The organism is Zoogloea sp., assembly GCF_041904905.1.
Taxonomy (GTDB): Bacteria; Pseudomonadota; Gammaproteobacteria; order Burkholderiales; family Rhodocyclaceae; genus Zoogloea.
Window position 1 is genome coordinate 37,373 of record NZ_JAYRMI010000012.1, and the last position, 15,782, is coordinate 53,154.

Sequence of the window (15,782 nt, forward strand, 5' to 3'; positions counted from 1 at the left end):
CTCCGTTCGATCAGCCGACGATGTTGACGAGACGGCCGGGCACGACGATGACCTTCTTCGCCGGGCGGCCTTCGAGGAACTTCACCGCGGCCTCGTTGGCGAGGGCGGCGGCTTCGATGACGTCCTTCGGCGCATCGGCGGCGATGCGGACCGAGCCGCGCAACTTGCCGTTCACCTGCAGCATCAGCTCGACTTCGTCCTGCACCAGCGCGGCCTCCAGCGGCTCGGGCCAGGCGGCGGCCAGGATGTCGTCGCCGTAGCCCAGCTCGCGCCACAGGGCGTGGCTGATGTGCGGGGTGAGCGGCGAGAGCACGCGGAGCAGGATGCCGAAGCCTTCCTCGATCGCCTCGGCGGCGAGGGCGCCTTCGCGCGGGGCCTTCTCGAGGGCGTTGAGCATCTTCATGGTGGCGGAGGCCACGGTGTTGAACTGCTGCTTGCCCAGGTCGTAGTTGGCCTGCTTGAGGAGCAGGTGGATCTCGCGGCGGAAGGTGGCGAGCGCTTCGGGCAGCTTGGCGCCGGCGAGCTGGCGCTGGGCGCCGATCTGCGCGCGGATCTCGGTGCCGAAGAGGTGGCCGAAGCTCCATACCCGCTTGAGGAAGCGGTAGGCGCCTTCGACGCCGGCGTCGGACCATTCGAGGGTCTGCTCGGGCGGCGCGGCGAACATCATGAAGAAGCGCGCGGTGTCGGCACCGTATTGCTCGATCAGGGCCTGCGGGTCCACGCCGTTGTTCTTGGATTTGGACATGGTGGTGAGCTCGTGCTCGAGCACCGTGCCGTCCTTCTTGAGCGTGGCGCCGGTGATCTGGCCCTTGGCATCCTTCTGGATGTCGATCTCGCTTTCCCAGAAGTAGTTCTTGCCGCCGCCTTCGGGCTTATGGAAGAAGGCGTTGTTGAGCACCATGCCCTGGGTGAGCAGGTGCGCAAAGGGCTCGCGGTATTCGACGAGGCCCAGGTCGCGCATCACCTTGGTCCAGAAGCGCGAGTACAGCAGGTGCAGGATGGCGTGTTCGATGCCGCCGATGTACTGGTCGACGGTCATCCAGTAGTTGGTCTCGTCGTCGACCATCTTGTCGGCGCCGAACTTGGTGGCGTAGCGGGCGTAGTACCAGGACGAATCCACGAAGGTGTCCATGGTGTCGGTCTCGCGACGGGCCGGCTTGCCGCACTTGGGGCAGGTGCAGGCGAGGAAGTCCTCGCGCTTGTGCAGCGGGTTGCCGGCGCCGTCCGGGACGCAGTCTTCGGGCAGCACCACCGGCAGCTGGTCGTCGGGCACGGGCACCGAACCGCAGCTGTCGCAGTGGATGATGGGGATCGGGCAGCCCCAGTAGCGCTGGCGGGAGATGCCCCAGTCGCGCAGGCGCCATTGCACCTTTTTCTCGCCCAGGCCCAGGGCGGCGAGGTCGGCGGCGATGGCATCGACCGCGGCCTGATAGCCGAGGCCGTCGTACTTGCCGGAATTGACGCAGATGCCATCCTTGCTGCCGTACCACTCTTCCCAGGCGTCCAGCGAGTAGGGCTTGTCGCCCAAGGCCACGACCTGCTCGATGGCGATGCCGTACTTCCTGGCAAACGCGAAATCCCGCTCGTCGTGGGCGGGCACGCCCATCACGGCGCCGTCGCCGTAGCTCATCAGCACGTAGTTGCCGACCCACACCTCGACCTGCCTGCCGGTGAGCGGATGGGTGACGTAGAGGCCGGTGGGCAGGCCTTCCTTCTCCATCGTGGCCATGTCGGCTTCCATCACCGAGCCGTGCTTGCACTTCTCGATGAAGGCGGCGAGGCCCGGGTTGGTCTTGGCGGCGTGCAGCGCGAGCGGGTGTTCGGCGGCCACGGCGCAGAAGGTGACGCCCATGATGGTGTCGGCGCGGGTGGTGAACACCCACAGCTTGCCGTCGCCGATCGGGCCGCCACCGTTGTCGGGGTCGGCGATGTCGTGGCGGAAGGCGAAGCGCACGCCGGTGCTCTTGCCGATCCAGTTGGCCTGCATCAGCTTGACGCGCTCGGGCCAGCCGCCAAGCTGGTCGAGGTCGGAGAGCAGCTCGTCGGCGTAGTCGGTGATCTTGAGGTAGTAGCCGGGGATCTCGCGCTTCTCGACCAGCGCGCCGGTGCGCCAGCCGCGGCCGTCGATGACCTGCTCGTTGGCGAGCACGGTCTGGTCGACCGGATCCCAGTTCACCACCTGGGTCTTGCGCTCGGCGATGCCCTTTTCAAGCATGCGCAGGAAGATCCACTGGTTCCACTTGTAGTACTCGGGCGTGCAGGTGGCCAGCTCGCGGCTCCAGTCGATGGCAAAGCCGAGGGACTTGAGCTGCTGCTTCATGTAGGCGATGTTGTCGTAGGTCCACTTGGCGGGCGGCACCTGGTTCTTGATCGCGGCGTTTTCGGCGGGCAGGCCGAAGGCGTCCCAGCCCATGGGCTGCAGGACGTTGAAGCCCTTCATCTTGTGGAAGCGGGACAGGACATCGCCGATGGTGTAGTTGCGCACATGGCCCATGTGCAGCTTGCCCGACGGGTAGGGGAACATCGACAGGCAGTAGTACTTGGGCCTGGAGGCGTCGGCGGAGACGCGGAAGGCGGCGCTGTCGTCCCAGTATTGCTGGGCGGCACGTTCGATGTCGGCGGGTCTGTACTGTTGTTTGTCCTGCATTTTTTCCTGCGTCGGCGGGGAAGATCGAAGAGGGATGGGTGCGCCGCGCGTCGCGGGCGAACCGAAACCGCGCATTATAAACGGCTCTGGCGACGGCCGCTTCGGGATGCTCAACGCCTTGATGTCACGAGATATTTCTCTACCCGTCAGGGCTTTTCCGCATGTCACGAAACAAACCCTCTGCTACAATCGGCATCCCGCATTGCAACATTTTCCCATGTCCGAGCCGCTGGTCCGACTTGAAAACGTGCGTTTCGCCTATGGCGAACGGGCGATCCTGCGCGACATCTCCATGTCGATCCCGCGGGGCAAGGTCGTGGCCATCATGGGCGGCAGCGGCAGCGGCAAGACCACCCTGCTGCGCCTCATCGGCGGGCAGGAGCGGGCCGCCGGCGGGCGCGTCACCGTCGATGGTCAGGACGTGGCCGGCCTGGGGCGCGAGGCCCTCTACGCCATGCGGCGGCGGATGGGCATGCTGTTCCAGTTCGGCGCGCTGTTCACCGACATGACCGTGTTCGACAACGTGGCCTTCCCGCTGCGCGAGCACACCGACCTGTCGCCCGAACTCATCAACGACCTGGTGCTCATGAAGCTCCACGCGGTGGGCCTGCGCGGCGCCGCGCGGCTGATGCCGGGCGAACTCTCCGGCGGCATGGCGCGGCGCGTGGCGCTGGCCCGCACGATCGCCCTCGACCCCATGCTGCTGATGTACGACGAGCCCTTCACCGGCCTCGATCCGATCTCCCTGGGCGTGATCGGCCAGCTCATCCGGCGCCTCAACGACGCGCTGGGTGCCAGCTCGGTGATCGTCACCCACGACATCCACGAGTCCCTGCAGATCGTCGATTACATTTACTTCATCTCCGAGGGGCGCGTGGTGGCCGAAGGCACGCCGGACGAGATCCGCAATTCCACCGACCCCTTCGTGCACCAGTTCGTGAATGCCGAGGCCGATGGTCCGGTGCCCTTCCACTACCCGGCCGGCGACTACGCCACGGCGCTCACCGGAGGGGTGGGCTGATGGGGGGCGTGTTCCGCAGGCTGGGCCGGATGGTGGTCGACGGCATCTGGCAGCTGGGCTTCATCGCCCGCTTCTTCTGGTTGATCCTGGTGTACTCGGGCCAGTCCTTCACGCGCCTGCACCTCACCATCCGTGAGTTGTATTTCAGCGGCGTGCTGTCGCTGCTCATCATCCTGGTGTCGGGCCTGTTCGTGGGGCTGGTGCTGGGGCTGCAGGGCTACGAAATCCTCCAGCGCTACGGCTCCACCGAGGCGATGGGCACGCTCGTTGCGCTGTCGCTGCTGCGCGAGCTGGGGCCGGTGGTGGCCGGGCTGCTGTTCGCCAGCCGCGCCGGGTCGGCCGTCACCGCCGAGATCGGGCTGATGAAGGTCACCGAGCAGCTCAAGGCGATGGACATGATGGCGGTGAGCCCCATCGCCCGGGTGGTGGCGCCGCGCTTCTGGGGCGGGGTGATCTCCATGCCCCTGCTGGCGGCGCTGTTCTCCACCATGGGCATCTTCGGCGGCTGGCTGATCGGCGTGGTGTTCATCGGGGTCGACCACGGCGCCTTCTGGGGGCAGATGCAGTCGGCGGTCGATTTCCAGTACGACGTGCTCAACGGGATCTACAAGAGTTTCGCCTTCGGCGTGGCGGTGGCACTGATCGCCGTCTTCGAGGGTTACGACTGCGTGCCGACCGCCGAGGGCGTGTCCCGGGCCATCACGCGGACGGTGGTGAGTTCGGCGCTGGCCATCCTGGCGCTCGATTTTGTGATGACGTCTTTCATGTTCAGGGGTCTATGATGAGTCGCACGACGCTCGATCTGTGGGTCGGGGTTTTCGTGGCGATGGGGATCGCCGCGCTGCTGTTCCTCGCGCTCAAGGTGGGCAGCATTTCGGGGTCCGAGATCAAGTCGCCTTACACCCTCACGGCGCACTTCGACAACATCGGCGGGCTCAAGCTGCGGGCGCCGGTCAAGAGCGCCGGCGTGGTGGTCGGCCGGGTCGAGCAGATCCGCTACGACAATGAACGCTTCCAGGCCGAGGTGGTCTTCACCGTGGACGGGCGCTACAAATTCCCGACCGACACCTTCGCCAACATCCTCACCTCCGGTCTTCTGGGCGAGCAGTACCTGGGCCTCGACCCCGGCGGCGACGAGAAGACCCTGGCGCCCGGCGAAGTCATCAAGAAGACCCAGTCGGCCGTTGTGCTGGAAAAGCTGATCAGCCAGTTCATGTTCAGCAAGGCCGAAGGCGAGCCGGCGCCGGCCAAGTAAGGCGCGGCAGAAACAACGACAGAGAGCGGAGGCCGCCCCGGCCGCCTTCGAGACAGCCATGAACAACCTCACCCTCGACTCGACCCCTCTGCGGCGCGGCGCCCTGGCGCTGCTGCTGGCCTTCGGCCTGTCGGCCTGCGCCAGCACCGGCGGGCATCCCGGCGATCCGCTGGAGTCCGTCAACCGGGCCACCTTCCGCTTCAACGAGACCGCCGACCGCTACGTGATGCGCCCGGTGGCCGAGGCCTACGATCTGGCCCCGCTGCCGGTGAAGGTGGGTGTGGGCAACTTCTTCGGCAACCTGGCCGATATCTGGATCGGCGTGAACAACCTGCTCCAGGGCAAGCCGGTCGATGGCCTCTCCGACGGCGGCCGGGTGCTGGTGAACAGCACCGTGGGCATCTTCGGCATCTTCGACATCGCCACCGAGCTGGGCCTCGAGAAGCACGACGAGGACCTGGGGCAGACCCTTGGGCGCTGGGGAGTGGGCGACGGGCCCTACCTCGTGCTGCCGCTGCTGGGCCCCAGCAACCTGCGGGACACCGTCGGTCTGGTGGGCGACCTGAGCGCCGATCCGGTGTGGGGCATCGAGGACATGGGCGACCGCAACCGCGTCACCGGCCTGCGCTTTGTCAATCGCCGGGCCCAGCTGCTGGGGGCGGACACCACCGCCGAGCAGGCCGCGCTGGACAAATACGCCTACATGCGCAGCTTCTACATCCAGTATCGCCGGAACCAGGTCTACGACGGCCGCCCGCCGCGGGACAAGGATCTGGACGACCCCGGCGCCGACTGATCCGCCCGGCCCCGACCCGAACAAGAACCGAGAGAACACGCCATGAAGAAAATCTCCTCCCTGATCGCCGCCCTCGTGCTGGGCTTTGGTGTGCAGCTTGCCGCCCTGGCCGATACCGTCGCGCCGGACGCCCTCGTCAAGGGCGTGACCGACGACGTCATCGCCATCGTGCGGCAGGACAAGGCCATCCAGTCCGGCGACACCCGCAAGGCCGTCGAGCTGGTCGAGACCAAGGTGCTGCCGTACTTCGACTTCGCCCACATGACCCGCCTTGCCGTGGGCAAGGACTGGAAGCAGGCCACCCCCGACCAGAAGGCCCAGCTCACCCAGGAGTTCAAGACCCTGCTGGTGCGCACCTACTCCAACGCGCTCACCCAGTACCGCAACCAGCAGATCGACTTCAAGCCCCTCAAGGCGAAGCCCGAAGACACCGACGTGGTGGTGCGCACCGAAGTCCGCCAGCCCGGCGCCAAGCCGGTGCAGATCGACTACGCCCTCGACAGGCAGGGCGACGCCTGGAAGGTCTACGACGTGATGGTGGCCGGCGTCAGCCTCGTCACCAACTACCGCGACAGCTTCGGCCAGGAGGTGCGCGCCGGCGGCATCGACGGGCTCATCAAGTCCCTCAAGGACAAGAACAAGCAGCTCGAAACCACCGTCGCTTCCAAGAAATGATCCGCGAAGACGGCGCCCGGCTCGCCCTCGAAGGCCCGCTCACCCTCGTCACCGTCGCGCCGCTGGCCGAAGCGGGGCGCGGGCTCGTGGCCGCGGCCGACCGGGTGGTCGACCTCTCCGCCGTCACCCAGGTGGATTCGTCCGCGCTGGCCCTCCTGCTCAGCTGGACGCGGGTGGCCCGCGGCGCCGGCCGGCAGCTCTCCATCGCCGGCGCCCCCGCGGCGCTGGTGAGCTTGGCGTCCCTCTACGACGTCGATACCATTCTGCCTCTCGGGCGCTGAGCCCTTTCCCCGGTTTCCTCCATGAGCCCTGCGATCCGCATTGCCGGCGTCACCAAGCGTTTCCGCGCGCTGCAGGCGCTCGCCGGCATCGACCTGGAGGTCGGCCAGGGTGAGTTCTTCGGCCTGCTGGGCCCCAACGGCGCCGGCAAGACCACCCTCATCTCCTGCCTCGCCGGCCTCGCCCGGCCCGACACCGGCACCCTCGAGGTGATGGGCCACGACGTGGTGCGCGACTACCGCGCCGCCCGCCTGGCCCTGGGCGTGGTGCCCCAGGAGCTGGTCTTCGACCCGTTCTTCTCGGTGCGCGAGATGCTGCGCATCCAGTCCGGCTACTTCGGGCTCAAGCGCAACGACGACTGGATCGACGAGATCCTCCACCACCTGGATCTCACCCCCAAGGCCAACGCCAACATGCGCATGCTCTCCGGCGGCATGAAGCGGCGCGCCCTGGTGGCCCAGGCGCTGGTGCACCGTCCGCCGGTGATCGTCCTCGACGAGCCCACCGCCGGCGTCGACGTGGAGCTGCGCCAGGGCCTGTGGCAGTTCATCCGCAAGCTCAACCAGGACGGCCACACCATCGTCCTCACCACCCACTACCTCGAAGAGGCCGAAACCCTGTGCGGGCGCATCGCCATGCTCAAGACCGGCCGCGTCGTCGCCCTCGACACCACCGCCAACCTCCTGCAGCGCTTCGCCAGCCACACCCTCACCGTCAGCCTCGCCGCGCCCATCGTGCTGCCGGCGCCCCTGGCCGCACGCGTCGCCCGGGCCGACGGCGCAAAGCTCGCCTTCGGCTTCGACAGCTTCGACGAGGTGGCTGGGTTGCTCGACGGCGTGCGCTCGGCGGGCGGCAGCATCGTCGACATGGCCCTCGGCAAGCCCGACATGGAGCAGGTCTTCGTCGGCATCATGAACCAGAACTAGCCGCGAGCCGACATCATGGAAGGTTTCAAGACCCTGCTCTACAAAGAGTGCCTGCGCTTCTGGAAGGTCGGTTTCCAGACCGTGCTCTCGCCGGTGCTCACCGCGGTGCTCTACCTGCTGATCTTCGGGCATGTGCTGGAGGATCACGTCCAGCCCTTCCCGGGTGTCAGCTACACCGCCTTCCTGGTGCCCGGGCTGGTGATGATGACGGTGCTCCAGAACGCCTTCGCCAACAGCTCCTCGTCCCTCATCCAGAGCAAGATCACCGGCAACATCGTGTTCGTGCTGCTGCCGCCCATCTCGTATCGGGAGTTCTACGCCGCCTACGTGATCGCCGCGGTGCTGCGCGGCGCCGCCTGCGGGCTGGGCGTGCTGGCGGTGTCGCTGGCCTTCGTGTCGTTCAACGTCGCCCAGCCCGGCTGGATCGTCGCCTTCACCCTGCTGGGCGGCGCCTTCCTGGGCAGCCTGGGGGTGATCGCCGGCATCTGGGCCGACAAGTTCGACCAGCTCGCCGCCTTCCAGAACTTCCTCATCATGCCGCTCACCATGTTGTCGGGCGTCTTCTATTCGATACATTCCCTGCCCGTTTTCTGGCAGGGTGTATCGCATTTCAACCCGTTTTTCTTCATGATTGACGGCTTCCGCTACGGCTTCTTCGGCGTGTCCGACGTGTCGCCGTGGACCAGCATCAGCGTCGTGACCGCCTGCTTCGTCGTGCTCGCGGCGGTCGTCCTGCAGATGCTGGCCCGCGGTTACAAGCTGCGCGCCTGATTCACCCCAAGGATCGAATGATGTTTGACGCACGTGAAATCGAACGGCTGATCGTCGCCGGCCTCGACTGCGAGTTCCTCCAGATCGAAGGCGACGACGGGGTCCACTTCTCCGGCATCGTCGTGAGCGCCGCCTTCGAGGGCAAGACCAAGGTGCGCCAGCACCAGGCCGTCTACGCCACCCTCGGCAAGCTGATGGGCAACGAGATCCACGCCCTCCAGCTCAACACCTACACCCCCGCCCAATGGGCCGAATTTCAGAAGGAACTGGGCTGACCGCCCGCACTGTCGATGGATAAACTTTTGATTGCCGGCGGCGCCCGCCTGTCCGGCGAGATCGCCATTTCCGGCGCCAAGAACGCCGCGCTGCCGATCCTCTGCGCCGCGCTGCTCACCACCGAGCCGGTCACCTTCACCAACGTGCCGCGCCTCAACGACATCGGCACGCTGCTGCGCCTGCTCGAGCAGATGGGCGTCAAGGTCACCCGCGACGGCGACAGCGTCACCCTCGACGCCGGCGGCGTGAACAACCCGGTCGCCTCCTACGAGATGGTCAAGACCATGCGCGCCTCGATCCTCGTGCTGGGCCCGCTGGTGGCCCGCTTCGGCGAGGCCCGCGTGAGCCTGCCCGGCGGCTGCGCGATCGGCGCCCGCCCGGTGGATCAGCACATCAAGGGCCTGCAGGCCATGGGCGCCGACGTGAAGGTCGAGCACGGCTACGTCCACGCCCGCGTGCCGCGCCTCAAGGGCGCCCGCATCTTCACCGACATGGTCACCGTCACCGGCACCGAGAACCTGATGATGGCCGCGTGTCTGGCCGACGGCGAGACCGTCATCGAGAACGCCGCCCGCGAACCCGAAGTCGTCGACCTGGCCAACTGCCTGGTGGCGATGGGCGCCCAGATCTCCGGTGCCGGCGGCGACGTGATCCGCATCCGCGGCGTCAAGGCCCTCCACGGCGCCACCTACCGGGTGATGCCCGACCGCATCGAGACCGGCACCTACCTGTGCGCCGCGGCCGTCACCGGCGGCGAAGTGCGTCTCACGCAAACCTCCGGCAGCTACCTCGACGCCGTCATCGACAAGCTGATGGACGCCGGCTGCGAGATCGTCACCGAGCGCGACGCCATCCGCCTCACCGCCCCGGCCCGCCTCAACGCCGTGAGCCTGCGCACCGCCCCCTACCCGGCCTTCCCCACCGACATGCAGGCCCAGTTCATGGCCCTCAACGCGGTGGCCGACGGCACGGCGGTGATCCGCGAGACCATTTTTGAAAACCGCTTCATGCACGCGGTCGAGCTGCAGCGCCTGGGCGCCGACATCAAGATCGACGGCAACACCGCCTTCGTGAAGGGCGTGCCGCGCCTGCAGGGCGCCACCGTGATGGCCACCGACCTGCGCGCCTCCGCCAGCCTCATCATCGCCGGCCTGGTGGCCGAAGGGGAAACCACCGTCGAGCGCATCTACCACCTGGATCGCGGCTACGAGAAGCTCGAAGCCAAGCTCGCGGCGCTGGGCGCCAACGTCCGCCGCCTGAGCTGACACGCCGCCCGCCATGGAAGCGTGGATCGTTTCACTGGCGGGCAGCAACCCGGTGTTCTCCGGCGGGCTCGCCCTGGGCCTGCTGGGGGCCGCGGCCTACTGGCTGAAGGATGCGCTGCCGTCGGCGCTGCGCTTCCTCAGCCGCTATGTCGTGTCCACCGTCACCGTCGACAACCGCGACGAGATCCTCTTCCCCACCGTCGTCGAGTACATGCACGCCCGCGACGTGCTGCGCCGGATCAACCAGTTCACCGTGCACGCGGTGAAAGAATCCGACGCCTACCAGAGCCTCGCCGACGACCTGCGCCAGGGCGTGCGCCCGCGGGCCTTCCTGTCGCCGGCCGAGGGCTTTCACCTCTTCTGGCTCGATGGCCGGCTGATGTGGATGCGCCGCGAGGTGAGCGTCGGCCAGACCATCTTCGAGAAGATCGCGCTGTCGTGCTTCGGGCGCGACAAGTCGGTGCTGGAAGCCTTCATCCACGCCGCCATCGACGCGCGCGTGGCCCGCGAACTCGACAAGATCGCCATCTACATCCCCAACCCCTACACCCACGGCGACTGGTCGCGGGCGCGGCTGGGCAACAACCGCCGGCTCGCCTCCATCGTGCTCAAGGCCGGGCAGACCGAGCAGATCCTGGCCGACCTGGGCCGCTTCTTCGCCGACAAGGCCCGCTACGACGACCTGGGCATCCCCTGGCGGCGCGGTTACCTGCTGTACGGCGCGCCGGGCACCGGCAAGACCTCCCTCGTCACCGCGCTGGCCTCCGAGATGCGGCTCAACGTGTGCAGCCTGTCGCTGGCCGCGTCGGGCATCACCGACGACAAGATCGGCAGCCTGCTGGCCAGCGTGCCGCCGCGCTCGATCATCCTCATCGAAGACGTGGACGCCTTCTTCCGCCAGCGCGAACAGCAGAGCCAGCAGGTCAAGCTATCGTTCTCGGGCTTCCTCAACGCGCTGGATGGCGTCGCCGCCCACGAAGGTTCGGTGGTCTTCATGACCACCAACCACCCGGAAACCCTCGACCAAGCGCTGGTGCGCTCGGGCCGGATCGACTTCCGGATGGAACTTGGCCCCTGCGACCGGCATCAACTGGCAGGCATGTTCCGCAAGTTCCACGACGACCCGGCGCTGGCCGCCGCCTTTGCCGCCGCGCTGCCCGAAGGCGTGCTGTCGCCGGCAGCGGTGCAGGAGCGGCTGCTCAAGGCCCGCACCCCGCTCGACGCCTTCGCCCGCTTCGATCTGCCGCCGCCCGCCGGGCCGGCCGGCACCGCGGCCGACTGACGGGCAGCCCCGCGATCGGCTAAAATCACTTTTTGCTCAGACAGATCATCACCTTGAACGGCATCACGCTTGCCCTTTCGAAGGGCCGAATCTTCGAAGAAACCCTGCCGCTGCTCGCCGCCGCCGGGATCACGCCGACCGACAACCCCGAGTCGTCCCGCAAGCTCATCATCGGCACCAACCGGCCGGACGTGCGCCTCGTCATCGTGCGCGCCACCGACACGCCGACCTACGTCCAGTACGGCGCCGCGGACCTCGGCATCGCCGGCAAGGACGTGCTGATCGAGCACGGCGGCGCCGGCCTGTACCAGCCGCTGGACTTGAACATCGCCAAGTGCCGGCTGTGCGTGGCGGTGCCCAGGGAGTTCGACTACGCCGCGGCGGTCAAGCGCGGCGCGCGCATCCGCGTGGCCACCAAGTACGTCAATGCCGCCAAGGCCCACTTCGCCGCCAAGGGCATGCACGTCGATCTCATCAAGCTGTACGGCTCGATGGAACTTGCCCCGCTGGTCGGCCTCGCCGACGCCATCGTCGATCTGGTCTCCACCGGCGGCACCCTCAAGGCCAACAACCTGGTCGAGGTCGAGGACATCATGCCCATCAGCTCCCGGCTGGTGGTCAATCAGGCCTCCCTCAAGCTGAAGCGCGAACTCATCCAGCCCGTGCTGGAAGCCTTTGCCGGAGCCATCAAGCCATGAGCGAGCAGATCCGCCGCCTGTCGTCCGCCGAACCCGGCTTCGCCGCCACCCTCGACGCCCTGCTGGCCTTCGAGAGCGGCACCGACGCGGCCATCGAGCAGGCCGTCGCCGACATCCTCGCCGCCGTGCGCCGCGATGGCGACGCGGCGGTGGTCGAGTTCACCCGTCGCTTCGATCGCCTCGACGTGGCCGACATGGCCGCCCTCGAGCTGCCCCGCGCCGAACTCGACGCCGCGCTGGCCGGCCTGCCCGCCGAGCAGCGCGCCGCGCTGGAAGCCGCCGCCGCCCGCGTGCGGAGCTACCACGAGCGCCAGCGCCTCGAATCCTGGAGCTACACCGAAGACGACCCCGCCATGCGCGGCACCCGTCTTGGCCAGCAGGTCAACCCGCTGGATCGCGTCGGCCTGTACGTGCCGGGCGGCCGGGCGTCTTATCCCAGCTCGGTGCTGATGAACGCCATCCCGGCCAAGGTGGCCGGCGTGGGCGAACTCATCATGGTCGTGCCCACCCCGCGCGGCGAGAAGAACCCGCTGGTGCTGGCCGCCGCGGCGATCACCGGCGTCGACCGGGTGTTCACCATCGGCGGCGCCCAGGCCGTGGCCGCGCTGGCCTACGGCACCGCGACCATCCCGCAGGTGGACAAGATCGTCGGCCCCGGCAACGCCTACGTGGCGAGCGCCAAGCGCCGGGTGTTCGGCACCGTCGGCATCGACATGGTGGCCGGCCCGTCCGAAGTGCTGATCGTCTCCGACGGCTCCGGCAACCCGGACTGGGTGGCGATGGATCTCTTCGCCCAGGCCGAGCACGACGAGCTTGCCCAGTCCATCCTGCTGTGCACCGACGAAACCTTCATCGGCCGCGTCGAGGCCAGCATCGCGAAGCTGCTGCCCGAGATGCCCCGCCGCGAAACCATCGCCACGTCCCTCAAGAACCGCGGTGCGCTGGTGCGGGTGCGCGATCTGGCCGAAGCCTGCGAGATCGCCAACCGGATCGCACCGGAACACCTGGAGCTGTCCCTCGCCGAGCCGGGCCCGTGGGTGGAGAAGATCCGCCACGCCGGCGCCATCTTCATCGGCCACCACTCGGTCGAGGCGCTGGGCGACTACTGCGCCGGCCCCAACCACGTGCTGCCCACCATGCGCAGCGCGCGCTTCTCCAGCCCGCTGGGGGTGTACGACTTCCAGAAGCGCACCAGCCTCATCGAGGTGTCGGAGGTCGGCGCCCAGACCCTGGGCAAGGTCGCCTCGATCCTCGCCCACGGGGAGGGGCTGCAGGCCCACGCCCGCTCGGCGGAGATGCGTCTGAAGGGCTGATCGATCGAATGATTCGATCAAACCTGTCGAATCATTCGATAGGTTTCGCCGCAACAACAAAAAGCCGCGTCCTTGAACGCGGCTTTTTGTTGTCCGGGGGGCGGAGGCGTCAGCCCAGGATGGCCTTCAGCGCCGTCACCAGCAGGTCGCACTGTTCGTCCGTGCCCACCGTGATGCGCAGGAACTGGTCGATCCGCGCCGCCTTGAAGTGGCGCACGATGATGCTGCGCTCCCGCAGGCGGGCCGACAGGGCGGCGGCGTCGTGGCCCGGGTGGCGGGCGAACACGAAGTTGGCGGCCGACGGCAGCACCTCGAAGCCCAGCCCGGCCAGATCGGCGGTGAGGCGCTCGCGGCTGGCGATCACCTTGCGGCGGGTCTCGTCGAACCACGCCTCGTCGTCCATCGCCGCGCTGGCGCCCACCAGGGCGAGGCGATCCAGCGGGTAGGAGTTGAAGCTGTCCTTGACCCGGGTGAGGGCCTCGATCAGCTCGGGCTGCCCGATGGCGAAGCCCACCCGCAGGCCCGCCAGCGAGCGCGACTTGGACAGGGTTTGGGTGACCAGGATGTTCGGGTGCCTGCGGATCAGCGCCACCGCGGTGGGGATCGCGTCGAGCCCGCCGAAATCCACGTAGGCCTCGTCGATCACGATGGGCGCATCCGGCAGCGCGGCGGCCAGGCGCTCGACCTCGGCCAGCGGCAGCAGGCGGCCGGTGGGGGCGTTGGGGTTGGGGAAGATCACCGCGCCGACGTCGCCCGCGAGGTAGTCGTCGACGCGGATCGAGAAGTCGTCGGCCAGCGGCACGGCGCGGTAGTCGATGCCGTACAGCCCGCAGTACACCGGGTAGAAGCTGTAGGTGATGTCGGGGAAGCGCAGCGGCTTGTCGTGCTTGAGCAGCGCCTGGAAGGTGTGGGCCAGCACCTCGTCGGAGCTGTTGCCCACGAACACCCACTCGGCCGGCACGTCGAAATGGCGGGCGACGGCGACCTTCAGCTGGCTCCCGAGGGGGTCGGGGTAGAGCTTCAGGCGGTCGGCGTCGGCGCCCAGTTCGGCGTGGATGGCGGCCAGCACGCGGGGGCTGGGCGGGTAGGGGTTCTCGTTGGTGTTGAGCTTGACCAGGTTGGCGAGCTTGGGCTGCTCGCCCGGAACATACGGGGTCAGGCCGTGAACGACGGGGCTCCAGAAGCGGCTCATGGCGGATCGGCTCGGGCGGCTTGTGCGCCGCAAGGGACGGTGAAAACGTGAAATGCTATCATGGCCGTTCCGATTACCTCGTTTCGACCGTTTCTCCTGGAAAACCCCCAATGCGGCAAGCCGAAATCTCCCGCGATACCCTCGAGACCAAGATCCGGGTCAAGCTCGACCTGGACGGTTCGGGCAACAGCCAGCTCAACACCGGCATCGGTTTCTTCGACCACATGCTCGACCAGATCGCCCGTCACGGCGCCTTCGATCTCGAGATCGAAGCCGTCGGCGATCTGCACATCGACGGGCATCACACCGTGGAAGACGTGGGCATCACCCTCGGCCAGGCCTTTGCGAAGGCGGTGGGCGACAAGAAGGGCCTGACCCGCTACGGCCACGCCTACGTGCCGCTCGATGAAGCCCTCTCCCGCGTGGTGGTGGATCTGTCCGGCCGCCCGGGGCTGGAGTTCGACATTCCCTTCACCGCCGCCATGATCGGCGCCCTCGACACCCAGCTGGTGTACGAGTTCTTCCAGGGCTTCGTCAATCACGCCGGGGTCAGCCTGCACATCGACAACCTCAAGGGCCGCAACGCGCACCACCAGTGCGAGACCGCCTTCAAGGCCTTCGGCCGCGCGCTGCGCATGGCGGTGACGCCGGATCCGCGCCAGGCCGGCGTGGTGCCCTCCACGAAGGGAGCGCTGTGATGAGCAAGGTCGCCATCATCGATTACGGCATGGGCAACCTGCGTTCGGTGGCCAAGGCCATCGAGCACGTCGCCACCGGGGCCAGCGTGGTCGTCACCGCCGATCCGGCCGAAGTGCTGTCGGCGGATCGCGTGGTCTTTCCCGGCCAGGGCGCGATGCCCGACTGCATGCGCGAGCTGGACGCCCGCCACCTGCGTCCGGCGGTGCTCGAAGCCGCGCGGAGCAAGCCTTTCCTGGGCATCTGCATCGGTCAGCAGATGCTCTTCGACCACAGCGAGGAGGGCAACGTGCCCGGCCTCGGCATCTTCAAGGGCGAAGTGCGGCGCTTTCCGGCCGACCGGATGGTGGCCGCCGACGGCGCCCGCCTGAAGGTGCCCCACATGGGCTGGAACGAAGTCTGGCAGAAGCAGGCCCACCCCCTGTGGGCCGGCATCCCCGACGGTGCCCGCTTCTACTACGTGCACAGCTACTACGTCGACCCCGCCGATCCGGCCATCGTCGCGGCGACCACCGACTACGGCATCCCCTTTACCGGGGCGGTAGCGCAGGCTAATATCTTCGCCGTCCAGTTCCACCCGGAAAAGAGCGCGCAGGCCGGCCTGCAGCTGCTGTCGAACTTCATGTCCTGGAAGCCCTGAGACGCCTCCCATGGGTCGCCAACTTCACCCCGTCGTTCCGTTCCCCCTCT

17 protein-coding genes are annotated in these 15,782 nt (G+C 67.7%); 15 read left to right on the top strand and 2 right to left on the bottom strand.

Annotation, left to right across the window (positions count from 1 at the left end; all coding sequences use genetic code 11):
• Positions 1-10 precede the first annotated feature (10 nt).
• Positions 11-2,647, bottom strand: a complete 2,637-nt coding sequence (gene leuS / locus ACE3N6_RS05600; RefSeq protein WP_374244201.1) for a leucine--tRNA ligase — start codon at positions 2,645-2,647, stop codon at positions 11-13.
• A 217-nt stretch (positions 2,648-2,864) separates the two neighbouring features.
• Between leuS and ACE3N6_RS05605 the strand changes: the two genes are divergently transcribed.
• From ACE3N6_RS05605 to hisD, 13 genes are read left to right on the top strand one after another with little or no spacing between them, the layout of a single operon-like run.
• The gene (locus tag ACE3N6_RS05605; RefSeq protein ID WP_374244202.1) at positions 2,865-3,668 is read left to right on the top strand and encodes an ABC transporter ATP-binding protein; all 804 of its coding nucleotides are present in this window, start codon (positions 2,865-2,867) and stop codon (positions 3,666-3,668) included.
• Positions 3,668-4,450: a lipid asymmetry maintenance ABC transporter permease subunit MlaE gene (gene mlaE / locus ACE3N6_RS05610; protein ID WP_374244203.1), complete on the top strand. Its 783-nt coding sequence runs from the start codon at positions 3,668-3,670 to the stop codon at positions 4,448-4,450. The genes ACE3N6_RS05605 and mlaE overlap by 1 nt, the downstream gene beginning before the upstream one ends.
• The gene (gene mlaD, locus ACE3N6_RS05615) at positions 4,450-4,923 is read left to right on the top strand and encodes an outer membrane lipid asymmetry maintenance protein MlaD (protein WP_374244204.1); all 474 of its coding nucleotides are present in this window, start codon (positions 4,450-4,452) and stop codon (positions 4,921-4,923) included. Before mlaE ends, mlaD begins: the two co-directional genes overlap by 1 nt.
• A 58-nt stretch (positions 4,924-4,981) precedes the next feature.
• Positions 4,982-5,719: a VacJ family lipoprotein gene (locus tag ACE3N6_RS05620; RefSeq protein ID WP_374244205.1), complete on the top strand. Its 738-nt coding sequence runs from the start codon at positions 4,982-4,984 to the stop codon at positions 5,717-5,719.
• Between the two features lie 42 nt (positions 5,720-5,761).
• The gene (locus tag ACE3N6_RS05625; protein WP_374244206.1) at positions 5,762-6,394 is read left to right on the top strand and encodes a phospholipid-binding protein MlaC; all 633 of its coding nucleotides are present in this window, start codon (positions 5,762-5,764) and stop codon (positions 6,392-6,394) included.
• Entirely contained in the window at positions 6,391-6,675 is a 285-nt protein-coding gene (locus ACE3N6_RS05630; RefSeq protein ID WP_374244207.1) for a lipid asymmetry maintenance protein MlaB, read from the top strand. The genes ACE3N6_RS05625 and ACE3N6_RS05630 overlap by 4 nt, the downstream gene beginning before the upstream one ends.
• A 21-nt stretch (positions 6,676-6,696) precedes the next feature.
• The gene (locus ACE3N6_RS05635) at positions 6,697-7,599 is read left to right on the top strand and encodes an ABC transporter ATP-binding protein (RefSeq protein WP_374244208.1); all 903 of its coding nucleotides are present in this window, start codon (positions 6,697-6,699) and stop codon (positions 7,597-7,599) included.
• A gap of 15 nt (positions 7,600-7,614) precedes the next feature.
• The gene (locus tag ACE3N6_RS05640; protein WP_374244210.1) at positions 7,615-8,370 is read left to right on the top strand and encodes an ABC transporter permease; all 756 of its coding nucleotides are present in this window, start codon (positions 7,615-7,617) and stop codon (positions 8,368-8,370) included.
• 20 nt (positions 8,371-8,390) lie between these two features.
• Positions 8,391-8,645 carry a BolA family protein gene (locus tag ACE3N6_RS05645; RefSeq protein WP_374244211.1) on the top strand — a complete coding sequence of 85 codons (255 nt, stop codon included), beginning with the start codon at positions 8,391-8,393 and terminating at the stop codon, positions 8,643-8,645.
• A gap of 15 nt (positions 8,646-8,660) precedes the next feature.
• Entirely contained in the window at positions 8,661-9,911 is a 1,251-nt protein-coding gene (murA, locus tag ACE3N6_RS05650; protein WP_374244212.1) for a UDP-N-acetylglucosamine 1-carboxyvinyltransferase, read from the top strand.
• A gap of 13 nt (positions 9,912-9,924) precedes the next feature.
• Positions 9,925-11,193: an AAA family ATPase gene (locus ACE3N6_RS05655; RefSeq protein ID WP_374244213.1), complete on the top strand. Its 1,269-nt coding sequence runs from the start codon at positions 9,925-9,927 to the stop codon at positions 11,191-11,193.
• Positions 11,194-11,246: 53 nt separating this feature from the next.
• Complete coding sequence (hisG, locus tag ACE3N6_RS05660) at positions 11,247-11,891, top strand: ATP phosphoribosyltransferase (protein WP_374244214.1); 645 nt, start codon at positions 11,247-11,249, stop codon at positions 11,889-11,891.
• Complete coding sequence (gene hisD, locus ACE3N6_RS05665; protein ID WP_374244215.1) at positions 11,888-13,204, top strand: histidinol dehydrogenase; 1,317 nt, start codon at positions 11,888-11,890, stop codon at positions 13,202-13,204. The genes hisG and hisD overlap by 4 nt, the downstream gene beginning before the upstream one ends.
• A gap of 109 nt (positions 13,205-13,313) precedes the next feature.
• On the opposite strand, the gene hisC is transcribed toward hisD, so the two are convergent.
• Complete coding sequence (gene hisC / locus ACE3N6_RS05670; RefSeq protein ID WP_374244216.1) at positions 13,314-14,396, bottom strand: histidinol-phosphate transaminase; 1,083 nt, start codon at positions 14,394-14,396, stop codon at positions 13,314-13,316.
• Between the two features lie 110 nt (positions 14,397-14,506).
• On the opposite strand from hisC, the gene hisB reads away from it, so the two are divergent.
• Together hisB and hisH are read left to right on the top strand one after the other, a co-directional pair.
• Complete coding sequence (gene hisB, locus ACE3N6_RS05675; RefSeq protein WP_374244217.1) at positions 14,507-15,094, top strand: imidazoleglycerol-phosphate dehydratase HisB; 588 nt, start codon at positions 14,507-14,509, stop codon at positions 15,092-15,094.
• A complete protein-coding gene (hisH, locus tag ACE3N6_RS05680) occupies positions 15,094-15,732 on the top strand; it encodes an imidazole glycerol phosphate synthase subunit HisH (protein WP_374244218.1) in 639 nt (212 codons plus the stop codon). The genes hisB and hisH overlap by 1 nt, the downstream gene beginning before the upstream one ends.
• Positions 15,733-15,782: the final 50 nt, after the last annotated feature.

What these genes read in the sequence shown, in the direction of transcription:
- ACE3N6_RS05655 (WP_374244213.1), top strand. Translation starts at nt 9,925, where the DNA reads ATGGAAGCGTGGATCGTTTCACTGGCGGGCAGCAACCCGGTGTTCTCC.
- ACE3N6_RS05635 (WP_374244208.1), top strand. Translation starts at nt 6,697, where the DNA reads ATGAGCCCTGCGATCCGCATTGCCGGCGTCACCAAGCGTTTCCGCGCG.
- murA (WP_374244212.1), top strand. Translation starts at nt 8,661, where the DNA reads ATGGATAAACTTTTGATTGCCGGCGGCGCCCGCCTGTCCGGCGAGATC.
- mlaD (WP_374244204.1), top strand. Translation starts at nt 4,450, where the DNA reads ATGAGTCGCACGACGCTCGATCTGTGGGTCGGGGTTTTCGTGGCGATG.
- ACE3N6_RS05630 (WP_374244207.1), top strand. Translation starts at nt 6,391, where the DNA reads ATGATCCGCGAAGACGGCGCCCGGCTCGCCCTCGAAGGCCCGCTCACC.
- ACE3N6_RS05620 (WP_374244205.1), top strand. Translation starts at nt 4,982, where the DNA reads ATGAACAACCTCACCCTCGACTCGACCCCTCTGCGGCGCGGCGCCCTG.
- hisC (WP_374244216.1), bottom strand. Translation starts at nt 14,396, where the DNA reads ATGAGCCGCTTCTGGAGCCCCGTCGTTCACGGCCTGACCCCGTATGTT.
- hisB (WP_374244217.1), top strand. Translation starts at nt 14,507, where the DNA reads ATGCGGCAAGCCGAAATCTCCCGCGATACCCTCGAGACCAAGATCCGG.
- hisH (WP_374244218.1), top strand. Translation starts at nt 15,094, where the DNA reads ATGAGCAAGGTCGCCATCATCGATTACGGCATGGGCAACCTGCGTTCG.
- ACE3N6_RS05645 (WP_374244211.1), top strand. Translation starts at nt 8,391, where the DNA reads ATGTTTGACGCACGTGAAATCGAACGGCTGATCGTCGCCGGCCTCGAC.
- ACE3N6_RS05640 (WP_374244210.1), top strand. Translation starts at nt 7,615, where the DNA reads ATGGAAGGTTTCAAGACCCTGCTCTACAAAGAGTGCCTGCGCTTCTGG.
- hisD (WP_374244215.1), top strand. Translation starts at nt 11,888, where the DNA reads ATGAGCGAGCAGATCCGCCGCCTGTCGTCCGCCGAACCCGGCTTCGCC.
- ACE3N6_RS05625 (WP_374244206.1), top strand. Translation starts at nt 5,762, where the DNA reads ATGAAGAAAATCTCCTCCCTGATCGCCGCCCTCGTGCTGGGCTTTGGT.
- mlaE (WP_374244203.1), top strand. Translation starts at nt 3,668, where the DNA reads ATGGGGGGCGTGTTCCGCAGGCTGGGCCGGATGGTGGTCGACGGCATC.
- leuS (WP_374244201.1), bottom strand. Translation starts at nt 2,647, where the DNA reads ATGCAGGACAAACAACAGTACAGACCCGCCGACATCGAACGTGCCGCC.
- ACE3N6_RS05605 (WP_374244202.1), top strand. Translation starts at nt 2,865, where the DNA reads ATGTCCGAGCCGCTGGTCCGACTTGAAAACGTGCGTTTCGCCTATGGC.